Consider the following 26,620-nt stretch of genomic DNA (forward strand, 5'->3'; position numbering starts at 1 on the left):
GTCTCCAATCGGTCAGGGCGCTGAGCCCACCGGATTATTGATGGCTCGCATCGTGCGAGCGTTGTGAATTGTAGGAAGGGCCGTCATCCCCTGCAACCGTAGGAGCCGGCACCACCAGTTCTTCCTCTGTCAGCCCCTGCTCACGCAAGAGCCGCTCAAAATGTACCCGGTTCACATTGATGCGCAGGAGCATGCTGCCATCCAGCGCTGCCTGCTCTTCCAGCACCTCACCGGCCTCGTGCAGGCGGGCGCGCAGGCGGCCGGCGGACGCGGGCAAACGCACCCAGCAATCCACCCAACCTGCGGCCAGTCGTTCGGCAATGGCCTGGAACAGCAGATCAAAGCCATCACCGGTCTGCGCGGAAATCCACACCCGCCAGGGATGGCCATGCTCATCCCGGTCAATTTTCGGCGACTGGCCCAGGTTGTCGACCTTGTTGTAAACGTGCAGAACCGGCAGCTTGTCGCCACCGATTTCTTCCAGCACCTCATTCACTGCCGCCACATTACTGTCACGCTCTTCTGCGCTGCAGTCTGTCACGTGCAGCAGCAAGGTGGCGTTAACGGTCTCTTCCAGGGTGGCGCGAAACGCCTGCACCAGCCGGTGGGGCAAATGGCGAATAAAGCCCACCGTATCCGCCAGAATCGCCGGCCCCACGCCCGGCACCTTTACCTTGCGCAGGGTCGGATCCAGAGTGGCAAACAGCTGATCCGCCACATAGACATCACCGGTGGTGATGGCATTGAAGAGAGTCGATTTCCCCGCGTTGGTGTAGCCCACCAGGGAAATTAGCGGCGTTTCGGAACGCTGGCGAGCCCGACGCCCCTGAGCGCGCTGCTTGCGCACCTTCCCCAGACGCGACTCAATGCCACGAATACGATCACGCAGCAGGCGACGATCGGTTTCCAGCTGGGTTTCCCCGGGACCGCGCAGACCGATACCGCCCTTCTGCCGTTCCAGGTGAGTCCAGCCTCTGACCAGCCGGGAAGACAGATGCCGTAACTGAGCCAGCTCTACTTGCAGGCGACCTTCATGGGTGCGGGCACGCTGGGCGAAGATATCCAGAATCAGGCCGGTACGATCCAGTACCCGGCATTTCACCACTCGCTCCAGGTTGCGTTCCTGGCCCGGGCTCAGAGCATGATTGAACAGCACCACATCCGCGTTGATTTCCGCCACCAGCGCTGCCAGCTCTTCTGTCTTGCCGGAGCCGATAAACAGGGCAGGATCGGGCCGATCACGCTTGCCGGTCAACTCCGCCGCCGGCTCCACGCCACTGGAGGTGACCAGATGATAAAACTCATCCAGATCTTCGCGTCCCATGGCATCGGGCAAATCCAGGTGCACCAGAATAGCGCGCTCACCGGCGCCGGTTCTGGTCTGCTCTGTACGATCAAATAGGTCCATAGAGGCCTGATATGGGGGATGAGACCGCCAGTTTAAACCAGTCAGAGGAAGAAGACAGGGAAACCGGCATGAAAAGTACCGATCGGAGGCGTTAACGCGGCCACAACGCAAAGAGCCACCCGAAGGTGGCTCTTTGCAGGATCTGCGGCAGCGTTACTGGTTGCCGAAGCCCTCATCGGCAGCAGGAACGGCGGTGCCGCCTGTACCGGTGGTAGTCATGGCCGGGTTACCGCCGCCACGGGGGTTGCGGGCAGGCACGACGGTGGAAATCGCGTGTTTGTAAACCATCTGACTGACTGCATTTTTCAGCAGCACGACATATTGGTCAAAAGACTCAATCTGCCCCTGGAGCTTTATTCCGTTTACCAGAAAGATAGATACCGGAATACGCTCTTTACGAAGCGCGTTGAGAAAAGGGTCTTGTAGCGAGTGCCCCTTTGACATGGCAAGTCTCCTTGAAATAACAGTAAAAAGTAGTGCCCAACACTTCGGGCAATCAGCGCTGTAACACAGTGAAACCGTCCCATACGGTCACTGCCTTCGCCCGATGCGCTATCGGGCAAATTTTTGTCAACAACCCGGCAAATTGGTTCCAGGTGCCGACACAACACATTTGCGCCGTGCTTCTCAAATCGCCGCAGAATGGCTCAAAATCGATGATCGGCGAATTATAAACCAAAAAGTCCAGTAACAGGGCTAACTAAACACAGATTTACAGATCTTCGCAAGCTGCTCGACTAGCGCCCGCCGCTGTGACGCATCGTTACTGTCGAAGCCGTGCAGATACGGCCATTTACGCAGCCAGGTGAACTGTCGTTTGGCCAGTTGCCGGGTAGCGATAATCCCCCGTTCCACCATGCTTTCATAATCATACTGGCCGTCCAGATAGTCCCATACCTGCCGATACCCCACCGCCTTCATGGCCGGCAGATCCCGATGGATTCCGGGCAGCTGTCGCAGTGTCTGCACCTCGTCCACCAACCCCTGCTCCAGCATCTGCCGGAAACGGTGCTCGATCATGTGGTGCAGCCAGGCACGATCCGGTGGCAACAGGGCCGCACTGTAAACCGGCCAGGGCAAGGCACTGAACTCACTCAGACCATCCCGGTTCTGTGTGACAGTTGTATGATGATCCGCGTGAAAAGCGGACAGGGGCCGACCGGTTAGCCGATAGACTTCCAGGGCCCGCTGCAGGCGCTGGCGGTCCGTGGGTTTGAGCCGCTCGGCGCTGACCGGGTCCACCTGGGCCAGTGCCGCATGCACCGCCGGCCAGCCTTCGCGTTCGGCCAGGGCGGCAATATCGGCACGCACCGCCGGGTCCGCTTCCGGCAGAGGCGCCAGTCCCTCTACCAGCGCCTTGAAATAGAGGATGGTGCCACCGACCAGCAGGGGCAGCTTGCCGTTGGCATGGATCTGTTCGATTTCCTGCAGGACATCGGCGCGGAAATCAGCCGCCGAATACGGCGCATCCAGCTCGCGGAAACCCAACAGCCGATGCGGCGCCGCCGCCAGCTCCTCATCAGAGGGCCGAGCCGCACCGATGTCCAGCCCCCGGTAGACCAGCGCTGAATCCACATTGATGATGTCGATGGGCAGGGTCTGCGCCGCCTCGATGGCCAGTGCAGTTTTGCCGGAACAGGTGGGCCCCATCAGCAAAAGAACCGGCATGGCACAGGGTGTTCTGTCGCGTCCGGCGTCCACCTACTGCCCCCGCATGAACAACCGATCCAGATCTTTCAGGCTCATCTGGGTCCAGGTGGGACGGCCATGGTTGCACTGGCCGGAGCGCTCAGTCGCTTCCATATCGCGCAGCAGGGCATTCATTTCCGGGATGGTCAGCCGGCGGTTGGCGCGCACACTGCCGTGACAGGCCATGGTGGAGAGCAACTCATCCAGCTTCTGTTCTATCCGTTCGCTGCTGCCCTGGGCCAGCAGGTCGGACAAGACATCGCGCACCATGGCTTCGCTGTCACTGTCGCGCAGCATGGCCGGCACTTCCCGTACCACCAGGGTCTCCGGCCCGGCGCGGTCCACCATGAACCCCAGGCGGGAAAACACCTCGGGTTGCTGCTCGGCAAAATCCGCTTCCCGGGAGGACACCGCCAGCGACACCGGCACCAGCAATGGCTGGCTGCGCACCTTGTCATCGGACCAGCTCTGTTTCAGCCGCTCGTAGGTAATGCGCTCGTGGGCGGCATGCATGTCCACCACCACCAATCCCTGCTGGTTTTCAGCGAGAATAAAGATGCCATGCAACTGCGCCACCGCATAACCCAGCGGCGGCACGGTTTCCTGTTCCGAGGCCGGCGGCATGGCCGGATTTTCAGCCACCCCGGGGCGCACCAGGGCCCCGTAGGCGTCCGCCTGCCGCTGGCCCTGACCATAGCCGAATCCGTTGGCCGGCGGTGATGCATAGGAAGGCCGACCCGCCGGGGCGGACAGAGACATGCTGGCCTGACTGGGCTCCATGGCCGGCATCACCGGCTCACCTTCGTCCACCACACTGGCGGCCAGTGACTGGCCCGGGCGCACTTCGGCGATGGCCCGATGCAGGGAGCTATAAAGGAAGCCGTGCACCATGCGCTGCTCGCGAAAACGCACCTCGTGCTTGGTGGGATGCACATTCACATCCACCTGGGCCGGGTCCAGCTCCAGAAACAACACATAGGCAGGATGACGACCGTGGTAGAGCACATCCGCGTAGGCCTGACGCACCGCGTGGCTGACTACCTTGTCGCGAATCACCCGGCCATTCACATAGAAATACTGCAGATCCGCCTGGGAGCGGGAAAACGTCGGCAGCCCCATCCAGCCATGCAGACGAATGCCATCGCGTTCCACATCCACCGGAATCGCCTGCTCCATAAAGCCCTTGCCACACAGCTTGGCCACCCGCGCCGCGCGCAGGGTGTCATCCAGCCCGGCGGGCAACTGGTGGATCACCTTCTGGTTGTGGGTCAGCCGGAAAGCGGTATTGAACTCGCTGAGCGCAATGCGCCGGAACACTTCTTCCAGGTGATTGAATTCGGTTTTCTCGGTGCGCAGGAAACGACGACGGGCCGGGGTGTTGAAGAACAGGTCGCGCATGGTCACGGTGGTGCCGCGCGGGTGCCCGGCCGGGGTGACCGAGGGAGCCATGTCGCGCCCTTCCACCTGCACCTGCCAGCCTTCCGCTTCGCCCTCCACGTTGCTGGCCAGGGTCAGCCGGGATACCGAACTGATTGCAGCCAGGGCCTCGCCGCGAAACCCGAGAGTGCCGATGGCTTCCAGATCGTCGAGTCCACGGATCTTGCTGGTGGCATGGCGGGACAGGGCCAGGGGCAGGTCATCGCGATCAATGCCGCTACCGTTATCGCGCACCCGCACCAGCTTCACACCACCCTGCTCCACATCCACGGTTATGGATTCCGACCCCGCATCCAGCGCATTTTCCAGCAGCTCTTTCAATACCGAGGCAGGACGTTCCACCACCTCACCGGCGGCGATCTGGTTGGCAAGGCGGGAATCAAGCAGCTGGATCTTTGTCACGGGCGTCTCTGTTGATGGGGTTCAGGGCTATTCGCCAATTAAGCGGCATGTCATCCCGGGCTTGCCCCGGGACCTCCTTCAAGCCATCGCAGCCTTTCGGAAAGGCTCTGCCATCGGAGGGAGGTCCCGGGGCAAGCCCGGGATGACATTGGTATAAAGGATGCTACCTCGCTGCATCCGGCGCTCCATTCATGAACGCGGAATTTTCAGCACCTGCCCGACCACGATTCGATCCCCATTCAACGCGTTGACGCTACGGATCGCCTGTTCGGAGACGCTGTACTGACGGGCAATTTCCGAGAGTGTATCACCGGGCTGGATACGATACTGCTCGCCGTGCTCACGGCGCTGGGCTGCATACCAGCTATGCGGTGCCGGGTGATTGCGGAAATAGGCATCCACCCCGTTGACGATAGAGCGGGCCAGCTTGCTCTGATGGGCGGAGGAGCGCAGGTTGCGCTCCTCCTTCGGATTGGAAATAAAACCGGTCTCCACCAGGATCGAGACCATTTCCGGCTCCTTGAGCACCGCAAACCCGGCCTGCTCCACCCGGTCCCGGTTACCGTGCAGCTTGGTCACCTTGCCCATTTCTCCCAGCACCTGCCGACCCAGGTAAAGGCTGCCGGCCATGGAACCATTCATGCGCAGGTCCGCCAGCACGCTGAGCAAGGAGCTGTCGTCCTTTTCCTCTTCGTAGACCCCGGCCACCCGGTCGGATTCGTTGGCAATCTTGGCAAGATAGCGGGCCCGGGCGCTGGTGGCGCCACTACTGGACAGGGCAAATACGGAAGCACCGTTGGCGCGGGCATCGGTGAAGGCGTCCGCGTGGATGGAAATAAACACATCCGCCCCGTGATCTTCACGGGCGATGCGGCGACGCTCGGCGAGAGGCACATAATAATCCCCGTCACGAACCATCACCGCCCGCATACCGGCCTGATCATTAACCTGCTTTTCCACCTTCTTGGCGATCTGCAGCACCAGGGTCTTCTCGTAAACACCGCTGGGCCCGCGAGCCCCCGGATCTTCACCACCATGGCCTGCATCAATGGCCACCACCATCAATCGAGGCTCGCTGGGTGCCTCCTTTTCCTTCACCGGTTCCGGACTGGTTTTGGCAGCACTTTGTAGTTCGCTGTCGAACAGATCCACCACCAGACGCCAGCCATGGGGCTCGATGGGTTTGAGCAGATTGGTACGGGTTCGCACACCGTTTTTCATGTCGAAGACAACACGGGTCTTGTCGCTATGCTTGCCCACACGAATATTGGCAATGGGGCTGCTGGCGTAATCCAGGGTGTTGACGTCGAAACCCAGGCTGGCATCCAGCAGATCCAGCACGATGCGATCCGGGTTGGCCAGCTTGTCGAGTTTGTGATCCACCGGGGCGGGCAGATCAAACACTATGCGAGTGTGGTCCGGGGCCCGGTGCAGACGCACCGAATCAATGTTGGTCTGGGCAAACCCCAGGCTGGCCCAGAAGCCACTGAGCAGAAGCACAAACACTGCGGTAAGGGTTTTCTTATTGTCACGATGCGTCATAGGCCCAATCCAGGGTCGCCTTTCGTCCACGGCCGTTGACGGCCAGTGTAATGGTCAAATCCGGTGAAGGCACCACCCCGGCGCCCCGCTCCGGCCACTCCAGCAAGCACAAGCTGTCGGAGGAGAAATAATCCCGTACGCCTATCAACTCCAGTTCTTCCGGGTCGCCAAGACGATACAGGTCGAAGTGATAGATATGGACGCCGCCAAGCTCGTAGGGTTCCACAATAGTGTAAGTCGGGCTCTTTACCGCCCCCTCATGACCCAGGCCTCGTAGCATTCCGCGCACCAGGGTGGTCTTGCCGGCGCCCAGGTCCCCTTCCAGATAAACGCAGCCGCCACCGCTCAGACGGCGGGCCAGACGGGCCCCCAACGCCAGGGTGGCAGCTTCATCGGGCAACTCCACATGCTCAACAGTCATCTACGCTCTCGTCATTCAGCCAGACAGGTTTCATTCAGCTCGGCGCGCAAATACGGCAACAGATCCGTGGCCAGCATGCCCCGTGGACCACACCGGGCTGCACAGGCGTCAGCGGCGCGGGCGTGAATCATGGCCCCCAGCCGAGCCGCATCATAGCCTGTCAGGCCTTGGGCGCGTAAGGCGGCAATCACGCCGGTGAGCACATCGCCCATACCGCCGGAGGCCATTCCCGGGTTGCCGTCACGGATCAGGGCGCAACTGCGCTCGCCTTGCCTATCCTCGCCCTGAATCAGGGTACCGAGCCCTTTCAGCAGAACCGTGCCGCCGTAACGGGCCGTCAGGGTTTCCAGGGCAGCAAAGCGGTCCTGCTGAATATCCTTTGCAGACCCACCAAGCAGCCGCCCGGCCTCACCAGGGTGAGGGGTCAGCACCCAGTTTCCCTGACCAATGCGGTCATCGTCCGCCATTAGCGTCAATGCATCCGCATCGATCACCAGCGGCTTGCCGCTTTCCAGCGCCAGGGCCAACAGGGCACGCCCCCAGTCATCGCGACCCAGGCCCGGGCCAATGGCGATGACACTGGCCGCTTCCAGCAGGGGCGCCGCGTCACTGGCGTTTTCTACACCGCGGGTCATGATTTCCGGCTGCCGGCTGAGCGCCACTGCCACATGATCGCAACGGGTAATCAGGCTGACCTTGCCAGCCCCACAGCGGGCGGCGGCCTGGGCACTCATCACCGGGGCACCGGCAAAGCCATGGTCTCCGCCGATGACCACCACATGGCCATAGTTGCCTTTGTGGCCATCGACCCGTCTCGGCGGCAGCAAGGCATGCAGGTCGGCGGGCACCGGCACTCGGCAATCCGCCGGCACCTGGGAATAAACATCCCGGTCTACCTGCAGATCAAAAAAACACAGCTCACCGCTATGCACCGGCCCCTCACCGGTCAGCAGGCCGCGCTTGAGGCCAATAAAGGTACAGGTCAGGTCCGCCGCCAACACCGCACCCAGCGGCATGCCGGTATCGGCGCCCAGTCCGGAGGGAATATCCAGCGCCAGGCGCGGCACCGGCAAGGCATTCAGCGCGCTCAGCAAGGCAGCCATTTCATCGCGCAGAACACCGCTCAGCCCGGTGCCCAACAGACTGTCCACCAACAAGTCCACTTCCTCGGGCAGGCGATCCAGTGTCAGCGGTGTCATGGGGATACCGGCTTCCCGGCAGCGTTCGGCCATGGCCAGGGCATCACCCTTGAGCTTTTCCGGGGGCGTGGTGAAATGGATCTGTGGTGCCAGCCCCGCGGCATGGGCAAGCCGCGCCACCACATAACCATCGCCACCATTATTGCCACCGCCACACAGTACGGCGATCTGACGTGCTTCCGGCCAACGCTCACACAACGTATCGAAAGCCGCCTGCCCGGCACGGGCCATCAGTTCGGCCCCCGGGGTGCCGGCGGCAATCGCCAATCGGTCCAGTTCGCGGGTCTGTGCTGCGGTATAGAGAGCCTTCGGCAGTATCGTCATGTTACCCTTTGCTCCTCATTTCCCGGCATTATATCCCCTCAAACCATGGACCTGCAGGCACTGAAAGAAAAGATCCAGCTCTGGGGGCGCGAGCTCGGCTTCCAGCAGATCGGCATTGCCGACACGGATCTGCATGCGGCAGAAGCAGAGCTGAAAGCCTGGCTGAAAAAAGGCTACCAGGGCCAGATGAACTGGATGGCCGCCCACGGCAACAAACGTTACCGTCCGGATGCGCTGGAACCCGGCACACTGCGGGTGATTTCCGCACGCATGGATTATCTGCCGCCGGATACGAAACCGGTGAAGATACTGCAACAGAAAGACAAGGCCTATGTGTCCCGCTACGCCTTGGGGCGCGACTACCACAAGCTGATCCGCAAGCGCCTGGCCACCCTGGCCGCTCGCATTCGTGAGGAAGTGGCCGACAGCCAGTTGGCCCGGGCCTTTGTGGACAGCGCCCCGGTGATGGAAAAGCCCCTGGCTGCCAAGGCCGGACTGGGCTGGCAGGGCAAACACACCCTGGTGCTGAACCGGGAAGCGGGCAGCTGGTTCTTTCTCGGCGAGATCTACACGGATATTCCTCTGCCGGTGGATCAGCCCGGTGAAGATCACTGCGGCAAATGCCGGGCCTGCATCACCGTCTGCCCCACCGACGCCATTGTCGCCCCCTATGAGCTGGATGCCCGGCGCTGCATTTCCTACCTGACCATCGAGCATGAAGGCAGCATCCCCGAAGACCTGCGCGAAGGCATCGGCAACCGTATCTTCGGCTGCGATGACTGCCAGCTTATGTGCCCCTGGAACCGCTTTGCCCAACACACCGGCGAAGGCGACTTTCACCCCCGCCACGGGCTGGGCGATAGCGATCTGGTGACGTTGTTTTCCTGGAGCGAGGAAGAATTTCTGGAGCGCACCGCAGGCAGCGCCATTCGCCGGGCCGGGTATCGCAAGTGGTTGAGAAATATTGCCGTGGCGTTGGGGAATGCGCCGGGATCAGAAGAGATTGTGCAGGCGCTAAGAGACAGGCGGGACTTTCCGGACGAGACTGTGCAGGAGCATGTGCAGTGGGCGCTGCAGCGGCACACCCAAACATAATATCCCCTCCGTAGGAGCGGCGCTCTCTGTGCCCTGTGGGTATGAGCCGCGAATCGAGCGTAGCGAGGATCCTGGTTAGTCTTTCCCGGGACTCTTCGCGGCTCAAGCGCCGCTCCTACTGCAACAGGGAAGCTCTCTCCACCACTGGTGGCGCCAACATTTTTGCGTGCCAGCATCAGCAATCAATAAAATGCTCGCGGTAGTACTGCAGCTCGGCAATGGATTCGCGGATATCGTCCAGCGCCAGATGCTTGTTGTCCTTCTTGAAGCCCGGCAGGATCTCCGGCTTCCAGCGTCGCGCCAGTTCTTTCAGGGTGGACACATCCAGGTTGCGGTAGTGGAAGAAGGCTTCCAGTTCTGGCATGTAGTTGGCCAGAAAACGGCGATCCTGGCAGATGCTGTTGCCACACATGGGTGACATACCCGCCTCCACATGCTCCTTCAGGAAATCCAGTGTCTGGGCCTGGGCCTGCATCTCGCTGATGCGGCTCTCCTTTACCCTGGCCACCAGCCCGGAATTATTGTGGTGCTCGGTGTTCCACTCATCCATGCCATCCAGCAGGGCATCACTCTGATGCACCGCCAGCACCGGCCCTTCGGCCAGCGGGTTCAACTGGTCATCGGTGACAATGGTGGCGATTTCGATGATGCGATCGTTGGCCGGGCTCAGGCCGGTCATTTCCAGATCGATCCAGATCAGATTGTTGCGCTTGTCAGTCATGGGCATTCCGTATCATGGCTTTATGCCGACATGGTAGCATGCGGCCACCAATCAACCGGAATACCTCGTGGCCAAACGCAAGCTCAACCGACGCCAACAGTGGCGTATTGAAAAAATCCAGGCGGAAAAACGCGATCGGGCACAGCGACGCAACGCGGAGCTGGAGACCCTGGTGGCGGACGACCTCGGCGACGAGCAGACCGGCACCATCACCGCCCACTTCGGCCAGCAGGTGGGCGTGGAAAGTGCCGATGGCGAATCCATGCGCTGTCACTTCCGCGCCACCCTGGAACAACTGGTGGTGGGCGACCGGGTCATCTGGCAGCCGCCGAAAAGCGAAGGCCTGGGCGTGGTGGAGGCCATCGAGCCACGGCATACGGTACTGAAACGGCCGGACATGTACGGCAACCTGAAACCGGTGGCCGCCAATGTGGAGCAGATGCTGGTGGTGTTTGCTCCCTTGCCGACGCCTTCCAGCGCCCTGCTGGACCGTTATCTGGTGGCGGCAGAACTGTCTGACATTCCCGCCACCCTGGTGCTCAACAAGGCTGACCTGATCGATGAGGAATTGCGCCCCTTTATTGACGACATGAAGGCGCTTTACCAACGGCTCGGTTACCCGGTGCTGGAAGTCAGCGCCCATGACAGCCTAGGCCTGGCGCCGTTACAGGAGGCCCTGGTCGGCAAGACCAGCGTGTTCGTGGGGCAATCCGGGGTGGGCAAATCCTCCCTGGTCAATGCGGTGCTGCCAGAGGCTGACCTGCAAGTGGGCGACCTGTCCGCCAGCTCCGGCCTGGGCCAGCACACCACGGTCACCGCACGGCTATTTCACCTGCCCACCGGTGGCGAGCTGATCGACTCCCCCGGTATCCGTGAATTCGGCCTCTGGCATATCAGCGAGGACGAGCTGCTGCACGGTTACCGGGAACTGTCCGACCTGGCCGGCCACTGCAAATTCCGCAATTGCTCCCACCGCAACGAGCCCGGCTGCGCCCTGATCATGGCGGCAGAAAGCGGCGAGATCAGCGAAGAACGGCTGGCCAACTTCTACCAGATTGCCGACACCCTGGATGAGGACGGGCGGGAGAGATACTCCTGACGGCAATGGATAATTGATAGTTGATAATTGATAATGGGGCTCGCTAACGGGCAGAGCCTCTCGTTATCCATTTTCAATTATCCATTATCAATTGCCTTTTATGCTTCCTCTGCTGCTCGAACCTGCCGACCTCGCCAAGCACCTGGGCGATGACAAGCTGCTCATCATTGATCTGAGCAAGCCCACCATTTATGTCCAGGCCCATGTGCCAGGGGCGATTCATCTGGATTTCAGACGCCTGCAGACTGGCGCCCAGCCGGCACCGGGCATGCTGCCGGATGACGACACCCTCGGTGACCTGTTTTCCGGATTGGGGCTGACGCCGGATACCCATGTGATCGCCTATGACGACGAAGGCGGCGGCTGGGCCGGGCGACTGTTGTGGACCCTGGATGCCATTGGCCACAAGCATTACAGCTATCTGAACGGCGGCATTCATGCCTGGCTGGCAGAGGGGCACCCCACCAGTAGCGAATCCACTGAACCCACCCCCAGCGACTACGAAGTGGGCGAACATGATCCGCTGACCGAGGTGAACCTGGATTACCTGCTGGCCCATTATCAGGATCCCGGGGTGGCAATCTGGGATTCCCGCTCGGAAGAAGAATATTCCGGCGTGCGCGCTTTTGCCCAGAAGCCCGGCCATATTCCCGGCGCTGTCCACTACGAGTGGACCGACCCCATGGACAAGCAGAACAACCTGCGTTTGCGTCCCCTGGATGACATTCGTGCGGAGCTGGAGGCCCGCGGCATCACGCCCGACAAGGAAGTGATCTGCCATTGCCAGACCCACCATCGCTCCAGTTTTTCCTGGCTGGTGGGCAAGATCCTGGGCTACCCCATGCTCCGAGGCTACGCCGGTTCCTGGGCAGAATGGGGCAACCACCCCGACACCCCGGCGGAAAAATCCGAATAACCCACGTTAAGGACTTCTCTTGAATAACTGGCGCGACAAGCTCTTCGTTACCCTGCAATACCTGATTCCCCAGCATGCCTTGTCTCGGCTGGTGGGCATGCTGGCGCGTAGCGAAGTGCCGTGGATCAAGACCACTTTCATCAACATCTTCATGAAGCGCTTTGGCATCGACCTGTCGGAAGCCCAGATCGAAGACCCGGACCAGTTCGAGACTTTCAACGCCTTCTTTACCCGAGCACTGAAAGCGGACGCCCGGCCACTGGAGGCAGCGGACGCCACCGACATCGCCTGCCCGGCGGACGGAGCGGTGAGCCAGCTGGGTGCCATTCGCGCCAATCAGGTGTTCCAGGCCAAGGGCCACGACTATTCCCTGTACGATCTGCTCGGCGGCGACAGCGCCCTGGCCAGCGAATTCACCAATGGCCAGTTCGCCACCATCTATCTGTCTCCCCGGGACTATCACCGCGTGCACATGCCGGTCACCGGCACCCTGCGCGAAACCCGCTATGTGCCCGGCGACCTGTTTTCCGTGAACGAGGCCACCGCCAACGGCGTACCCAACCTGTTCGCCCGCAACGAGCGACTGGTGTGCATCTTTGACACCGAGCACGGCCCGGCGGCGGTGATTCTGGTGGGGGCCATGATTGTGGCCGGCATCGAAACCGTGTTCAGCGGTCAGGTGACGCCCCTGCCGAAACAGGTGGTTACCACCGACTACCAGCGCACCGCCCCCATTACCCTGGAGAAAGGCGACGAACTGGGCCGTTTCCTGCTTGGCTCCACCGTGGTGCTATTGTTCCCGGAAGGCAAAGCGAATTTCGAAGCCGACCTGAAAGCCGGCAGCCTGGTGCGGGTGAAAGGCAAGCTGGGACAGTACAGCGAACACACCCCGGCCTGATTCCGAATAACGGGCCGATGCCATCGGCCCGTTGCCCCACCTGAAGCCGAAACATTTTCGCTTTTCTCGTCTACTCCATATCCTCCCATCATTCAATGACCCGGATTGACCGGGTGTCCCGCCTGACATCAGGCCCGGTCCGCAGAGCAACTGCAGATTGCCGCATCTTCCCTACAATGGCCGCCCAACGAATTGATCGCCGGTGTAACCATGATCACTGACACCCTGCAACAGGCTCTCCACAACACCACTCGCCCCTGGCTACAGCGCCTGGATAACGGCCGCGCCCGGCTGTTTCAGGCGGACGCCCTGAGCCAGGCCGAACAAACGCCCCACGAGACCCTGTTCGACGACGGCCTGGTGAAGCTGCGCTATTACCCGCCGCTGCAGGAGAACGCCATCCCCCTCACGGACGGCACGGTGATGCCCGTAAATCGGGACGCCCAACGTACACCGCTGGTACTGGTGGCGCCGTTGGCGGTGAACATGCTGATCTATGACCTGTTCCCCCAGCGCAGTCTGGTGCGCTATCTGCGCGCCCGCGGCTTCGAGCTGTACATGGTGGACTGGGGTCGTCCCGGCAAGTACCACAACCATCTGAGTCTGAGCAGCTATTTTTCCGACTACCTGCCCAAACTGCTGGTGCAAGTGCGTCAGCACAGCGGCAAGCAGCAGCTGAGCCTGCACGGCTGGAGCTTCGGCGGCCTGTTCAGTCTCTGCTATAGCGCGCTGGGCGAAGACCCGGACGTGAAGAACCTGGTACTGGTAGGCGCCCCCACGGATTATCACCGTAACGGCGCCCTGGGTGCCCAGTACCGCCGTTTCAGCCGCCGGGCCAAATGGATCCGTCGCACCACCGGCCTGCGCATCCATGATGTGCCGGCGGGACTGCTGCGCTCTCCCGGCTGGGTCAATAGTCTGGCCTTCAAACTCACCAACCCGGTAGGCAGCCTGCAGGGCTACTGGAATCTGGTGAAGAACCTGCACGACCGGGACTTCGTCTCCGCCCATGCCACCAACGGCGCCTTTCTGGACGACATGGTGGCCTACCCGGGCGGCGTAATTCAGGACATCATCCGTTACCTGTGGACCGACAATGTGGTGGCCCACGGTCAGCTCCCCATGGAGGGAACCGAAGGTCACCTGAATCAGGTCACGGCCAATGTGCTGAACATCACCGGCGCCAACGACCCTATCGTGACGCCGGAATGCAGCCAGGCCATGGAGCCGCTGATCCGCAGCAAGGACAAGACCTTCATCACCATTGAAGGCGGACACATGGGAATCCTTGGCAGCGCCGCGGCACAGAAACAGAGCTGGGCACGAATTGCCGACTGGCTGATTGAGCGGGATTGAAAGCAGCGGCTAGCTACCAGCTTCTAGACGGGCTCGTCCGTGCCAACCGAATTGTGCCGTCGCGAACAGCCAGGATGCAGGAGCGTCGCTGATGGCGCGATCCAAGCCCTGGCAAGGATTTGAGAATTCAATGTAGGAGCACCGCTTGAGGTGCGAACCGAGCGTAGCGAGGGGGCAGAGGCAAAGCTCTGTCCGCCGTTCTTTCTGGAAGCTGTCGAGTGCTGAAATGCCTGATTGCTCTATGGGCGATTTCCGCGCAAGCGCGGTTCGCGGCTCAAGCGCCGCTCCTACAGCGGCTTCGTCGAAATGACGAAGCACGAGTAACTTTCCAGACCTTCCCTCTATCCAACCAGCGTAGCTCGTAGCTCGTAGCTCGTAGCTCGTAACTGCCTGTTGTCATGTAAACGACACCCCATCCCTCTAGGCTGTTATGCCATGTTATGGATAACTACCAGCCTGTCATGTCCCGCTTGTTGATTCTGTTTCCCTGCAGCCACATGGGCAATCTGCTGATTGCTCTGCCCCATCTGCGTGCCATGCTGACCGCACAACAGGACGCGTTGCTGGTGGTGAGTCAGCGCTATCAAACGCTGGTGGAACAAAGCCTGCCCGACGAAACGCGCCTGCTGTATTACCCGGAACAGTCACTCACCCGTCAGACGCCATTACTTCAGCGCGCGCGCAGTTACCTGCAACTGGTCATGACCATGCGTCGCTTCAAAGCGAAGGTGGTGGTGGATATCGAAGGTGAGCAAAAGTCCGCCACGCTGGCGCGGCTCAGTGGGGCCGGCGAGCGGATCGGCCCGCGCCGCCGCCATGGCCAGTGGCTCTACACCCGACAACGGCAAGCGGACTGGTCCGGCCATCGCTGGCAGGCCTATGCCAGCCTTAGCTGCCCCGCTGCGAAATCACCGGCACACTACCTGCCACTGAAAGACACGGTGGCAGGCCAGGACGAAGCGAACCGCATTCTGGAAGGCGCCCACAAATCTGACACTCTGATCGTCATCCATGCCGGCGCCACCAAGACCTACAAGATCTGGCATGCGGAGCAATTCGCGGCCCTCTGCCAACGCCTGCGTCGTGCCGGCCTGACGCCCTTGCTGATTGGCGCCGGCCAGAAAGATCGCCAACAGATTGCCCGCATCCAGAGCTTTCTCTGCGAGCCGGTTATCGACCTGTGCGATCAGCTCAGCCTGAACGGACTGATCGCCTTGCTGAAACGCAGCCGCGGTTTTGTCGGCAACGACAGCGGTCCCATGCATCTGGCCGCAGCCTGCGGGCTTCCTACCGTGGCCCTGTTCGGGCCCACCGATGACACCCTCTGGCAACCACTCTCACCCGATGCACGGGTGCTGCGCTGGCAGCATTGTCATAAGAGTTGCGAACGCTGCAGCTGCGCCCTGGACAGTTACCCCTGCCTGCAGAGGATTACCGTGGACCAGGTGGTCAATACCCTGGAAGAGCTGGGAGTGCTCCCTGTAGCCCACTCGGGCCCGGTGAAGACGTTGCGCATTTCCTGAAGCGATACCGCTTACCCGTTGAAGCCTTGCTTGCAAGGCGAAGGTGTCAACAGAATCCGGAGATTTTCGGCCCTTCGCCTTGCAAGCAAGGCTCCAACGACCTCTTCCCTCTACCCTCTTGCTCTCTCAAAAAAACCGCGAGGCGTTTCCACCTCACGGTTTATGGACAAGGAAGACTGTCTGTTTTTATTGGCAATCAGAAACCATCAAACAATCCAGCCAGCAACCCGGTGATCGGCGACAACAGATCCAGCAGCGGTGCCAGAGGGCTGAGCAGTCGCTCATCCAGTTGTTCGGTCACTTCCCGCACCACGATCAGCAGCCCTGAAGACAGCGCATCGCCCGGCAAGGTCGCATAATCCTCCGCGCCGGGAATCTGGTTGAGCCAGAGCACGTCGTTGACCAGATTCTCAAGGGTCTGCTGTACCGTGCCCACCAGTTGCTCACCGGTGGCACTGGTATCCAGCAGGACCAGTTGTTCCAGGGTATTCGCCAGACCCAGAGAAACGGTAGAGAGCACCGAGGTCAGCCCGGCAAACACTGGCACGTCGCTCGGCACCTGCTCTTCAATGCCATCAAGAATATTGTTCAGGTTGCGGGACAATGCCACCAGCGGGCCGGCGATAAAGGCAATGTCTTCCACCGTGCCGCCTTCACCCGCATCACCACCACCGCCACCAAAACCGGCGGCCAGGGCATCGAACGCGCCGCCCAGTTGATCAAAGGGTGCCGGCAGACCGCTGGTATCGATGGCCTGCAATTGCTCCGACGCCGCCAGCACCGCCTGAACGGACTGGGTGATTCCACTACTGTCGCCTTGCAGGATCGCAGCGGTGGCCGCATCCATGGCATTGAACAGGATATCGGTCCCGGCAATCATCTGGTCGAACACCTGACGCTGATCGTCGGGCAAGTTGGCACCGGCCTGGGTAAAACCGGACACCAGGGTTTCACGCAGCTCTTTCAGCGGGCCAGTAAAATCCGCATCAAAACCATCCGGCAATGGCAGCGGCAAGGCGCCGTCACCCAGGGGCAGACCGGAAAAATCATTGCCCGGCACCAACCCCGTCATGGGCTGTTTTTCATAACAGTGGGTATAGGCCGGGGTCAGCTCGCCGTTGCTGATCACGCCCAGTCCTTCTGCCTCCGGCTCTACCACATAGGCATCCAGGCAGAGGGTGGCTGGCGCCAGGGTAACCGGGTCGGCTTCAGTGGCCTTCATCCAGAAGAAACCATAGACATCGCCTTGCTGGAAACGCGCCGCATTGCGTTCCGGATCATCAATGGACCGGGTCTTGCCGGCGGCGCCACTGACCACGAACTCGGTACGGCCGCACTCCGGCACCGCTTCGAGAACCTGCAGATCATGGTCGTGACCGGCAAAGAAAAAGTCGGTCTGATCACAGACTGCTTCTTCCATAAACGCCTTCCAGCGCTCCCCGGCCAGCACCGGCAGAATCTCACTGGGCACACCATCATAGTTGCCGGCGTTGCCATGAGTACCATTGGACAAATAGGGATGGTGGGCCATGGCGATCTTGAACACGGCATTGGAGCCGGCCAGAGTGTTCACCGTCCAGTTGCGCTGATCAATGCCATAGGTGTGGTAAGCATAGGCAATATCCGGATCACCGAAACCACCGGCAATGGGGTTGGAATCCAGTGCCACGAAATCCACCAGCGAGCGGGGATTGGTGTGGGTGGTGCCAGCACTATGCAGGAAATAACGGTCCGGCATATTCCAACGGTTGGACAGCTTGCCATCGAAGTAGGTGTAATCTACCTGAAACTCACCACGTGAATTTCCCGCGCCGTCGCCGCCCACATAGGCCGTATTGTCGTGGTTACCCAGGACCATATAGAAAGGCAGCTGCACCGGCTCGAAAGGCTTCTCAAATTTTTCTGCGAATTGGGGGTCGTCCACACTGGTGACACCGGACTCGTAGATGTTGTCACCCAAGCCGACAACCAGGTCACAGCCCGGAAACGCCATGTCGTCCACAAACTCATCTTTGCGTTGGCAGACTTCGGCGATGGCTTCACCCACCGCATACTGACCGGCAGAGCCACTACCGGAATCACCGATCACAATAAAACGCAGTGCCGCTGGCGGGTTGCTGGCCACCGGCCCTTCACCGCCCTCATCACCGCCTTCTCCATCCCCCGGCTCGGATGGGTTGTTGGGAGTTTCGCTGTTACCGCCAGCGTCATCGCTGTTCGCCGGGCCGGAACCGGAAGAGCCCCCGCCGCCACAGGCTGTCAGCGTCAATGCCGCCACCAGGGGCAACAGTTTCCAGGGAAAAGTCATGACATCACCTCATCGGAATTCGGTACAGGAGGATGGAAAACCGCGGTGCGCAGGGAACGCGGCCGAGACGGGGGCAGGTCTTCGACAATGCGACTGTCACCGCTTTTCACCGCCACCACCTTGGTCTTGCTGGTATCGATCTGGCCACGCTGATCGAAGGATTCGATGCTCTGCGCGTAGTAGAACTCGCCCTGGGTACGCTGGCGATCCACGTCCACCAAAATGAAACCGCGGGATTTAGCTTCCACATAACGGATATGCGGGTTAACCACTGGAATCAGCGCGCCGGCCACTTCTGCCGCCCCGTCCGGGAAGCCCGGGCTGGTCACCGCCGGGGTGACCAGCTCTGCTGCCAGCGGCTTGTCGAACAGATCACCGAGTAATGAGCCCGGGTTGCGATAGATTTCACTGGCCCAGGAGGTATGAATATCCCCGGTGAGAATCACCACATTATCGATGTTGTTGTCGTCGATATGGTTGAGAATTTTCAGTCGGTCTGCCGCATAGCCATCCCATTGATCCATGTTGATGGCGGACAGATTGCCGCGCAGTTGTGCGCTGCGCTCATCCAGGGTCGGCAGCTCGGCAATGTTGAGCTGGGCAAACATGACCTGCTGGCCGATGAAACGCCACTGACTGGTGGAGGCGCTGAGACTGTCGAGCAGAAAGTCCATCTGCTCGGCACTGATCAGGTGGCGGTCTTCATCGTTGCGGGCCGGGTCAGCGGGAATCGTCAGTTGCTCGTCACGGCCTTCCAGACGCGTGTCCAGCATGGTCAGATCCAGCAGATCGCCGAACTGGAAACGGCGATAGATCACACTGTTATTACCCGGTTCGCGAGGGCGAATGGGCAGCCATTCGAAGTAGGCCTGCTGGGCAATCTGTTTGCGGGTTTCCCAGTCGCCTTCAGTGAGCGGCTGGTGATTCTCGGCACCGTCGCGGTAGCTGTCGTTGGTAGATTCGTGATCATCCCAGACAGCGATCATGGGGAATTGCTGATGAATTGCCTGCAGATCCTGATCGGTCTTGTACTGGGCATGGCGTTGGCGGTAATCGCTCAGCGACACCATTTCATGGGCCGGCAGCGGGTCACGGTCGGGAAAATCCCCATATTCTCCCGCGCCATATTCGTAGATGTAATCCCCAAGGTGGAGGACAAAATCCAGGTCCGAGTGATTGGCCACCGCCCGGTACACCGAGAAAAATCCATTGGGATAATTGGAACAGGACACCACCGCGAAACGGGCGCGGTCGATAAAACGATCAGAGGCCGGAAAGGTCCGGGTACGACCCACCGCAGAGGTGTTGTTCGCCACCGCAAACTGATAGTAGTACCAGCGGTCTGCCTGCAGGCCCGAGGCATCCACCTTCACGCAGTAGTCTGCTGCTGCCGTGGCCGTAGCCGCATAAGTAGCCACGATCTGCTGCATGGCCGGATCACTGGCCACGGTAACCGCCACCGCCACATCCTCACCGTTGCCAAGGTCTGGCGTTACCCGCGTCCACAGAATAACCCGGTCGGACAGTGGGTCCCCGGATGCCACCCCATGCAGAAAAGACGCAGAGGGCAATGCATCAGGCTGATCCGGAATCTCGGGCTGATTCGGTGTCGGTGTATTAACCGGTGTCGTTGGCGAGCTGCTGCCGCCCCCGCAACCCGCTAATGCGAGCGTACTGCCCGCACCCAGCGCCTGCACCAGGCGACGTCGTTTGTGATCCATGGAATTTCCCCCTGATTGAACGCCATCGCTTCACGCGCTGACGACTCAAGATTAGGCAGGAAATTGCATCGGGACAGTGGGCCTTGGGTAGTTGCACTGTAGTACTATGTAGCCTCCTGTAACCACCCAGTTAAAGGTGACAGACGCATGAATAACGGCTGAAAAATCTATGACGATGGCCGGGAAAAACGCGCTACACCAGCGCAAATGCGCCGGGCAGATGCTGTCGAAGGGCAAGCAGATTCTCCTCCTGCACGTCCATCTCACCGAAGCAGTTGGCCATGGTGCCCGCATACTGGAGCCCATCCTTTTCAATCGCTTCCGCGGTCAACAGTGCATGATTGATACAGCCCAGTTTCATGCCCACTACCTGAATAACCGGTAGCTCCAGGGCACTGGCCAGGCCGGAGAGCATTTCCCGGTCGTTGAGAGGCACCCGCCAGCCACCGGCGCCTTCAATCAGAATCAGGTCTGCTTTATGAGCACTCAGGGCGCCGCGCACATAACCCACCAGGCGCGCCAGGCTGATCGCCTTGCCTTCCTGCTGAGCAGCAATATGCGGCGCAACCGGCGCTTTCAACGCCACCGGATTAACCAACTCATAGGGCAATGTCACCGAGCTGGCCGCCATCAACTGCAGGGCATCATCATTGCGCCAGCCCTCTGCGGTTTCCTCACACCCGGCGGCTACCGGCTTGAGACCGTAGCAACTCAAGCCGGCTTCGCGGGCACGCTCCAGCAGACGACAGCTCACCCAGGTCTTGCCGACTTCGGTGTCGGTGCCGGTGACGAAGAAGATGCCTTTGAGTGCGGGAAGGGGTGGTTTTTGGTTTTCCATAGCTATCCTTGGGTTGAGCTTATCGCTTTGATCGCCCTTCGGTCGATTCCGTGCTTCGCACGGTTCGTCCCTCAAGAGGAACTCCTACAAGCGGCTTCGTAGAAACTTCAGAACCCCCGCGAACGTCCAAGTTTTTCTTAATCCAATCAGCGTAGCTCAAAGCTTTTCCGCTTCCAGGAACAACACATTCCAGGTCAACGGCAGCCCCTGCCTGGTACGCCTGGTTTCGTATTCTGCCACCATCGCCTGCCAGGCATTCTTGCCGGTGAGGCCGCTGGCGCCATTCACGTGATCCGCGCCGGTAGCCTTGAGGCGGCGAGCAATCTGTTTGACCGAATCGTAGTATTCCACCATCACCTGTTGCTGGCATTGCGCATCGGCAAACCCAGCCTGCAAAGCCGCGCCCTGCCAGTCCTTCAACGACGGCAAGGGATTCACATGGGGACGATGATTGACTCCCTGCCAGCTCTGATTCAATTCCTGCAGAGAACCAGCCAGGGGGACCGCCAGCAACAACCGCCCTCCCGGGGCCAACACCCGGCACACCTCCGCCATGACCCTGACCGGGTGGCACCACTGCAAGGCAAAACAGGAAAACACCAGCCCCTGGGACGACGCCTGCAGCGGCAGGGATTCCGCATCCGCGCACAGGGGCTGGTAATGATCGTTGAGTCGGCCCCGTTCAGCGGCTTCGTTAAGCATATCGGATGACAGATCCACCGCCTGCCATAACACCTCCGGCAGAGCCTGTTGCTGGGCACGGGCAAAGGGTGCGGTGGCACAGCCAAGATCGAGAGCCGCCGGCTTCACCAGTTGGTCAGGCAGTCGCTGGACCAGCGAGCGCCCCACCGCCAGCTGCAGCTCCGCGTGCGCATCGTAACTCCGCGCGGCACGGCCGAAATGCTGACTGACAGCAGTCTTTAGTGGCGAGTCCACAGTCGGCTCAGCCAACCAGTCGATGGTCGCGATAGAAGTCATAGACGGCCCGGGTAAACGTATCGGGGGCGGACAGGAAAGGCACATGGGCCACCTGTTCGATCAGGGCGGTGCGGCCGGTTTGAATCAGGGGTTCCACCGCCGCCATGGCGGCCGCCGGCACGATATGATCATTCTCGCCAAACACCATCAGCACCGGCATGGGCAGGGATTTCAGCGTACCGCGCAGGTCCGTATCACGGAGAATATCGAGACCGCCGCGCAGGGCCCTGCGCGCCGGCAGGCCGCAGAAATAAAGAATGTCTTTCAGGCGCGCGGTGTCTTCACGCATGGCCGCACTGCCCTTGCAGTTGAGGGCCAGGAAGCGCACCAGGGTGCCCTCGTAATCCTCGTCGAACATCTCGGCAAACTTGGCCAGGATGTCCGCCTTCATGGCTGGCTGCCAATCTGCTGCCGCAGTGAAGCGAGGGGACGTGGCCACGGTGACGACAGACTCCACTCTCTGCGGCGCCTTCTCTGCCATGGCCAGTGCCACCAGCCCCCCCAGGGACCAGCCCAGCAAATGGGCCTGTTCCGGCATGACCGCCAACACCTGGTCGGCGAGAAAGTCCAGGGTGTAGTCATCATTGGGCAGCGGGCTCTGCCCCATGCCCGGCAGATCCACCACGGTGACCCGGAACCGTTCCAGCAACGCCGGCACAATGTCGTCAAAGACAATGGCATGCAGACCCCAGCCATGGATCAGCACCACATCCTGGGCATCCGCATCCGGGACGCCAGTGGCTTTGTAGGTGTTGTGGAAAGGGATCAACTTGGCCATTCAATTTCCTTTTTTACCACAGAGGGCACAGAGATCGCAGAGTGAAAACAAGACAGCCCAGCAGGGTGAGGGCGACCAGAAACACCCCCTACGCTGTTATCGGTTTTTCTCAGTGATCTCTGTGTCCTCTGTGGTTAAACGTCTTTTCTTTGACACCGCGCCAGCGCCACCAGCAACGCACCCACGTCGTTTTCCTCATGGGCCGCCGACAGGGTGACCCGCAATCGTGCCTGGCCCTCCGGCACCGTGGGCGGGCGAATGGCGGTGACCAGAAAACCCTGCTCTCGCAGCTGCTGGCTGAGCGCCAGTGCCTGCTGATCGGCACCGATCAGCAAAGGCTGGATCGGGGTAGTCGAGTCCATCAGGGAGAAACCCAGTTGCTCGGCGTCGATACGAAAATGCTGGATCAACGCTGCCAGTTTTTCTCTTCGCCACTGTTCTTCGCGGGCCTTGGACAGGCTCACCAGGGTGGCCGCCGCCACCGCTGCCGGCATGGCGGTGGTATAGATATAAGTGCGCGCGAATTGTATCAGGGTCTCGATCAAGGCGTGGCTGCCAGCCACGAAGGCACCGGCGGTACCCAGCCCCTTGCCGAGCGTGCCCATCAGTACCGGCACCCGCTTATTGACGCCCTGCGCAAAGACACTGCCACGCCCCTGTGCATCCAGTACGCCCAAGCCATGGGCATCGTCCACCATCAGCCAGGCATCATTGTCTTCGCAGGCAGTCGCATAGTCAGCCAACGGCGCCACGTCGCCGTCCATGCTGAACACCCCGTCAGTGACTACCAGCTTACGGCGCGCGTCACTGCGCTGCAGCTGGCCACGCAGGGCAGATGAATCGTTGTGGGAAAAACGACGAAAACGGGCACCACTGAGCAAGCCACCATCCAGCAGGGAGGCATGATTGAGGCGGTCGTGAAACACCGCATCGCCCTTGCCCAGCAAGGCGGTCATCACGCCCAGATTGGCCATATAACCGTTGGAAAACAGCAACGCTCTTTCACGACCGACATGATCGGCCAGCGCCTCTTCCAGTTGCTGGTGAGGGCGTTGATGACCGCAAACCAGATGGGAGGCACCACTGCCGACGCCCCAGTCTGCCGCTGCCTCCTGAAAGGCGGTGATCACCGCCGGATCATTGGCCAGCCCCAGATAGTCGTTGCTGCAAAAATTCAGGTACTGACGCCCGTCCACCACCGCATAACGGCCACAGGGGCCGTCCTGAATCAAGGGGTGGCGGTAACGGTGCTGCTCATGGCGAGCCGCCAGGTCGGCGGCCAGATCGAAAGCCATGACTCAATGTTCGGTGGCAGCGGGACGGCCGGTGTCCTTGTCCAGCACATGCTTGGCGGGGCGTTTGCCGCCGTCATTCTGCGACATGGCGTTGTAGAACAGCCCGGCTTCTTCTGCCTGCTGTTCAGCCACCTGGGCCTTGATCACATCCTCATGGGCTTCGTCGGACGCTTCATGACGCAAATCCAGGGGATGAATGCCCAAACGCTTGAACAGTTGCTGGTCGTGGTTGGCTTCCGGGTTATCCGTGGTCAGCAGCCGCTCGCCGTAGAAGATGGAGTTGGCACCGGCCAGGAAACACAGGGCCTGGGCTTCATCGTTCATTTCCTGACGACCCGCAGACAGACGCACATAGGATTGCGGCATCAGGATGCGCGCCACCGCCACAGTGCGGACAAACTCGAACGGGTCCAGGTCATCCACATCCGCCAGCGGCGTGCCTTCGATCTTCACCAGCATGTTGATGGGCACGGATTCCGGATGGTGCGGCAGGTTAGCGAGCTGCTGCAGCAGACCGACCCGGTCATCGCGCTGTTCGCCCATTCCTACGATACCGCCACAACACACTTTCATGCCGGCATCGCGCACATTGGCGAGCGTGGAAAGCCGATCATTATAGGTGCGGGTGGTGATGACCTGACCGTAGTATTCCGGCGAGGTATCCAGGTTGTGGTTGTAGTAATCGAGGCCAGCGTCCGCCAACGCATCCGCCTGGCCCTGATCCAGCATGCCCAGGGTCATGCAGGTTTCCAGCCCCAGGGATTTTACCTGCCGCACCATGTCCAGCACATAGGGCATATCTTTCTCGCGAGGGCTACGCCAGGCGGCCCCCATGCAGAAACGGGAAGCGCCCTTGTCGCGGGCCGCTTGCGCTTCTTCCACCACCCGCGCCACTTCCAGCAGCTTTTCCTTTTCCAGCTCGGTGTTGTAGTGACCGGACTGGGAGCAGTATTTGCAATCCTCCGGACAAGCGCCGGTCTTGATGGACAACAAGGTGCTCACCTGGACGGCATTGGGATCGAAATGGCCCCGGTGCACGCTGGCTGCCTGAAACAGCAAATCGTTGAACGGCAGGGCAAACAGGGCGTCGATCTCACTGCGTTTCCAGTCATGGCGTACAGCAACGTCAGAGGCTGGCGATTGGGCGGGGCTGGCGGTTGCGGGCATGCTTCTTCTCCATTCGGGAATCCAAGCAGGCTAGGGAGCAATATGACACCTGTCAACCTGATAGAGGCAACAAAAGTTTACTGCAGTCTATTTTTTGATCAATCCTGCCGTTGCCTGTTCTGCGGACAAACCCAGAGCAACCAGGTATGTCCGTCCTGCCTGGTATTGCTGGCGCGCCTGGATGGCCCTCTGTGTCGGTGCGGCTTGCAACATCCTGCTGGCAACGACGATGAAGACATCCCCGCTCCGCTCTGTGGACGCTGCCTGCGTCAGCCTCCCCCCTTTACCGCCAGCCAGGCCCCTCTGCGCTACAGTTTCCCACTGGATCGGCTAATTGGTCGTTACAAGTACCGCGGCGATCTGGTGGCGGAAAGAGGGATCGAACAGTTACTGGCAGACACTCCCTGCCCCTGGCCCGACATGGATGCCCTCTGCGCCCTGCCCGCACACTGGCGAAGGCGTTGGCAGCGGGGTTTCGACCAGAGCCAGCGACTGACCGATCGTCTCGCCGGCCTGTGGAAAATACCGTCCTTACCCGCACTGCAACGCCAACAATCAACCCCCATGCAGCAAGGACTCAGCCGTAGCCAGCGGCGACGCAATTTGCGTGGTGCCTTTGCCTGCACCCGGCCAGTCAGCGGGCTGAAGCTGGTACTGGTGGATGACGTCATGACCACCGGCAGCAGCGCCCGGGCCGCCAGTGAATGTCTGTTGCGCCATGGCGCCGCGGAAGTGCGGGTGTGGACCCTGGCACGGACTCCAGAGCGTTGAGACGCCTCTGAAAAAGGTCTCTTCTACTGTGGAAAGCGATACTTGCGTCGCGAATAACGGCGGTCCTGACGGCAGCTTCGCGATGCAAGTATCACTTACCACAGAATCAGCTGCCCGGACTGTATTTCAACCGCCTGTTAGGCATAATGAATCCCTGTTCACGGAGGGATACCCATGAAAACAATAACAACCTTGATAACTCTGCTTTTACTAACAGCAGGCACCCTTGCCAGCCATGCCCATGCCGAAGATCGTTACAGCGGCGTCACCCTGATTCGCGGCACCGTTTTTTCAGTGGGCCGTGTCGACCCCACTGAAAACGTGGATACCGGTTTCTTTGTGGATGCCAACTACAGCAGCGTGGCCATCAACGCCGGCGTTGGCAGCAAGAAATTCGGCGATTCGCCGCTGCGCTCAGACCAGCGCGAGGACGACCTCTCCGAAGCTGATGGCGAACGGGTCAACAACGCCTATGCCGGCATCGGGTTCGGTCGCATCGTGCAGATCCAGTACGGCTACGGCAACCACGGCGACCTGCTGCGCTTCCGCTCCGATTTCAACTACCGCTCGGTGGTGGATTTCTTTACTGGAAAACGTACCCCCAAGGACCGCATGACCCTGGGCGACCGCATTACCTTCACCATTGCGGTGGAACAATACCAGGACAGTGACGAAGAGATTTTCGACAATGCCACCTGGGGTGTGGGTCTGTTGTTCTGAGCCAGCGATCAAGA

General features: G+C 60.5%; 23 protein-coding genes. 8 read left to right on the top strand and 15 right to left on the bottom strand.

Annotated features, from left to right (window positions below):
* Positions 1–34 precede the first annotated feature (34 nt).
* The 7 genes from hflX to ACMG4M_RS14860 all read right to left on the bottom strand — a co-directional run bounded on the left by hflX (position 35) and on the right by ACMG4M_RS14860 (position 8,422).
* Positions 35–1,408 carry a ribosome rescue GTPase HflX gene (gene hflX / locus ACMG4M_RS14830; protein WP_035245041.1) on the bottom strand — a complete coding sequence of 458 codons (1,374 nt, stop codon included), beginning with the start codon at positions 1,406–1,408 and terminating at the stop codon, positions 35–37.
* Positions 1,409–1,561: 153 nt separating this feature from the next.
* Complete coding sequence (gene hfq, locus ACMG4M_RS14835; protein WP_035245043.1) at positions 1,562–1,852, bottom strand: RNA chaperone Hfq; 291 nt, start codon at positions 1,850–1,852, stop codon at positions 1,562–1,564.
* 252 nt (positions 1,853–2,104) lie between these two features.
* Positions 2,105–3,076: a tRNA (adenosine(37)-N6)-dimethylallyltransferase MiaA gene (miaA, locus tag ACMG4M_RS14840; RefSeq protein WP_035245045.1), complete on the bottom strand. Its 972-nt coding sequence runs from the start codon at positions 3,074–3,076 to the stop codon at positions 2,105–2,107.
* 33 nt (positions 3,077–3,109) lie between these two features.
* Positions 3,110–4,936, bottom strand: a complete 1,827-nt coding sequence (mutL, locus tag ACMG4M_RS14845; RefSeq protein WP_414430303.1) for a DNA mismatch repair endonuclease MutL — start codon at positions 4,934–4,936, stop codon at positions 3,110–3,112.
* Positions 4,937–5,125: 189 nt separating this feature from the next.
* Positions 5,126–6,478, bottom strand: a complete 1,353-nt coding sequence (locus tag ACMG4M_RS14850; protein ID WP_414430304.1) for an N-acetylmuramoyl-L-alanine amidase — start codon at positions 6,476–6,478, stop codon at positions 5,126–5,128.
* Entirely contained in the window at positions 6,465–6,899 is a 435-nt protein-coding gene (gene tsaE / locus ACMG4M_RS14855) for a tRNA (adenosine(37)-N6)-threonylcarbamoyltransferase complex ATPase subunit type 1 TsaE (RefSeq protein ID WP_035245051.1), read from the bottom strand. Before tsaE ends, ACMG4M_RS14850 begins: the two co-directional genes overlap by 14 nt.
* Before the next feature lie 11 nt (positions 6,900–6,910).
* Complete coding sequence (locus ACMG4M_RS14860; protein WP_414430305.1) at positions 6,911–8,422, bottom strand: NAD(P)H-hydrate dehydratase; 1,512 nt, start codon at positions 8,420–8,422, stop codon at positions 6,911–6,913.
* A 45-nt stretch (positions 8,423–8,467) separates the two neighbouring features.
* Between ACMG4M_RS14860 and queG the strand changes: the two genes are divergently transcribed.
* Complete coding sequence (gene queG, locus ACMG4M_RS14865; protein WP_272963254.1) at positions 8,468–9,517, top strand: tRNA epoxyqueuosine(34) reductase QueG; 1,050 nt, start codon at positions 8,468–8,470, stop codon at positions 9,515–9,517.
* A 175-nt stretch (positions 9,518–9,692) separates the two neighbouring features.
* Here the strand turns inward: queG and orn are convergent, their stop codons facing one another.
* A complete protein-coding gene (orn, locus tag ACMG4M_RS14870; protein WP_414430306.1) occupies positions 9,693–10,238 on the bottom strand; it encodes an oligoribonuclease in 546 nt (181 codons plus the stop codon).
* 67 nt (positions 10,239–10,305) lie between these two features.
* Between orn and rsgA the strand changes: the two genes are divergently transcribed.
* The 5 genes from rsgA (at position 10,306) to ACMG4M_RS14895 (ending at position 16,030) form a co-directional block, all read left to right on the top strand.
* The gene (gene rsgA, locus ACMG4M_RS14875; protein ID WP_035245056.1) at positions 10,306–11,337 is read left to right on the top strand and encodes a small ribosomal subunit biogenesis GTPase RsgA; all 1,032 of its coding nucleotides are present in this window, start codon (positions 10,306–10,308) and stop codon (positions 11,335–11,337) included.
* A gap of 100 nt (positions 11,338–11,437) precedes the next feature.
* Positions 11,438–12,253 (top strand): sulfurtransferase, encoded by an 816-nt coding sequence (locus ACMG4M_RS14880; protein ID WP_035245058.1) that lies wholly within the window; start codon positions 11,438–11,440, stop codon positions 12,251–12,253.
* 19 nt (positions 12,254–12,272) lie between these two features.
* Positions 12,273–13,151, top strand: a complete 879-nt coding sequence (asd, locus tag ACMG4M_RS14885; protein WP_273009870.1) for an archaetidylserine decarboxylase — start codon at positions 12,273–12,275, stop codon at positions 13,149–13,151.
* A gap of 210 nt (positions 13,152–13,361) precedes the next feature.
* Complete coding sequence (locus tag ACMG4M_RS14890; protein WP_035245062.1) at positions 13,362–14,507, top strand: alpha/beta fold hydrolase; 1,146 nt, start codon at positions 13,362–13,364, stop codon at positions 14,505–14,507.
* 440 nt (positions 14,508–14,947) lie between these two features.
* Entirely contained in the window at positions 14,948–16,030 is a 1,083-nt protein-coding gene (locus tag ACMG4M_RS14895) for a glycosyltransferase family 9 protein (RefSeq protein WP_414430307.1), read from the top strand.
* A 196-nt stretch (positions 16,031–16,226) separates the two neighbouring features.
* On the opposite strand, the gene ACMG4M_RS14900 is transcribed toward ACMG4M_RS14895, so the two are convergent.
* The 7 genes from ACMG4M_RS14900 to bioB form a co-directional block, all read right to left on the bottom strand.
* Positions 16,227–18,338 carry a metallophosphoesterase gene (locus tag ACMG4M_RS14900; RefSeq protein WP_414430308.1) on the bottom strand — a complete coding sequence of 704 codons (2,112 nt, stop codon included), beginning with the start codon at positions 18,336–18,338 and terminating at the stop codon, positions 16,227–16,229.
* Positions 18,335–20,059: an alkaline phosphatase D family protein gene (locus ACMG4M_RS14905; RefSeq protein ID WP_414430309.1), complete on the bottom strand. Its 1,725-nt coding sequence runs from the start codon at positions 20,057–20,059 to the stop codon at positions 18,335–18,337. The genes ACMG4M_RS14900 and ACMG4M_RS14905 overlap by 4 nt, the downstream gene beginning before the upstream one ends.
* A gap of 193 nt (positions 20,060–20,252) precedes the next feature.
* The gene (gene bioD / locus ACMG4M_RS14910; protein WP_414430311.1) at positions 20,253–20,897 is read right to left on the bottom strand and encodes a dethiobiotin synthase; all 645 of its coding nucleotides are present in this window, start codon (positions 20,895–20,897) and stop codon (positions 20,253–20,255) included.
* A 156-nt stretch (positions 20,898–21,053) separates the two neighbouring features.
* Positions 21,054–21,875: a malonyl-ACP O-methyltransferase BioC gene (gene bioC, locus ACMG4M_RS14915; RefSeq protein ID WP_297769729.1), complete on the bottom strand. Its 822-nt coding sequence runs from the start codon at positions 21,873–21,875 to the stop codon at positions 21,054–21,056.
* Positions 21,841–22,653 (bottom strand): pimeloyl-ACP methyl ester esterase BioH, encoded by an 813-nt coding sequence (gene bioH, locus ACMG4M_RS14920; protein WP_414430312.1) that lies wholly within the window; start codon positions 22,651–22,653, stop codon positions 21,841–21,843. Before bioH ends, bioC begins: the two co-directional genes overlap by 35 nt.
* A gap of 134 nt (positions 22,654–22,787) precedes the next feature.
* The gene (bioF, locus tag ACMG4M_RS14925; RefSeq protein WP_414430313.1) at positions 22,788–23,948 is read right to left on the bottom strand and encodes an 8-amino-7-oxononanoate synthase; all 1,161 of its coding nucleotides are present in this window, start codon (positions 23,946–23,948) and stop codon (positions 22,788–22,790) included.
* Positions 23,949–23,951: 3 nt separating this feature from the next.
* Positions 23,952–25,115: a biotin synthase BioB gene (gene bioB / locus ACMG4M_RS14930; protein ID WP_035245077.1), complete on the bottom strand. Its 1,164-nt coding sequence runs from the start codon at positions 25,113–25,115 to the stop codon at positions 23,952–23,954.
* Between the two features lie 204 nt (positions 25,116–25,319).
* Between bioB and ACMG4M_RS14935 the strand changes: the two genes are divergently transcribed.
* Together ACMG4M_RS14935 and ACMG4M_RS14940 are read left to right on the top strand one after the other, a co-directional pair.
* On the top strand, positions 25,320–25,886 hold the full coding sequence (locus ACMG4M_RS14935) for a ComF family protein (protein WP_414430314.1): 567 nt from the start codon (positions 25,320–25,322) through the stop codon (positions 25,884–25,886).
* Positions 25,887–26,060: 174 nt separating this feature from the next.
* Positions 26,061–26,606 carry a hypothetical protein gene (locus ACMG4M_RS14940; RefSeq protein WP_035245102.1) on the top strand — a complete coding sequence of 182 codons (546 nt, stop codon included), beginning with the start codon at positions 26,061–26,063 and terminating at the stop codon, positions 26,604–26,606.
* Positions 26,607–26,620: the final 14 nt, after the last annotated feature.

The organism is Alcanivorax sp. IL3, assembly GCF_047495465.1.
GTDB classification, from domain to species: Bacteria; Pseudomonadota; Gammaproteobacteria; order Pseudomonadales; family Alcanivoracaceae; genus Alcanivorax; species Alcanivorax jadensis.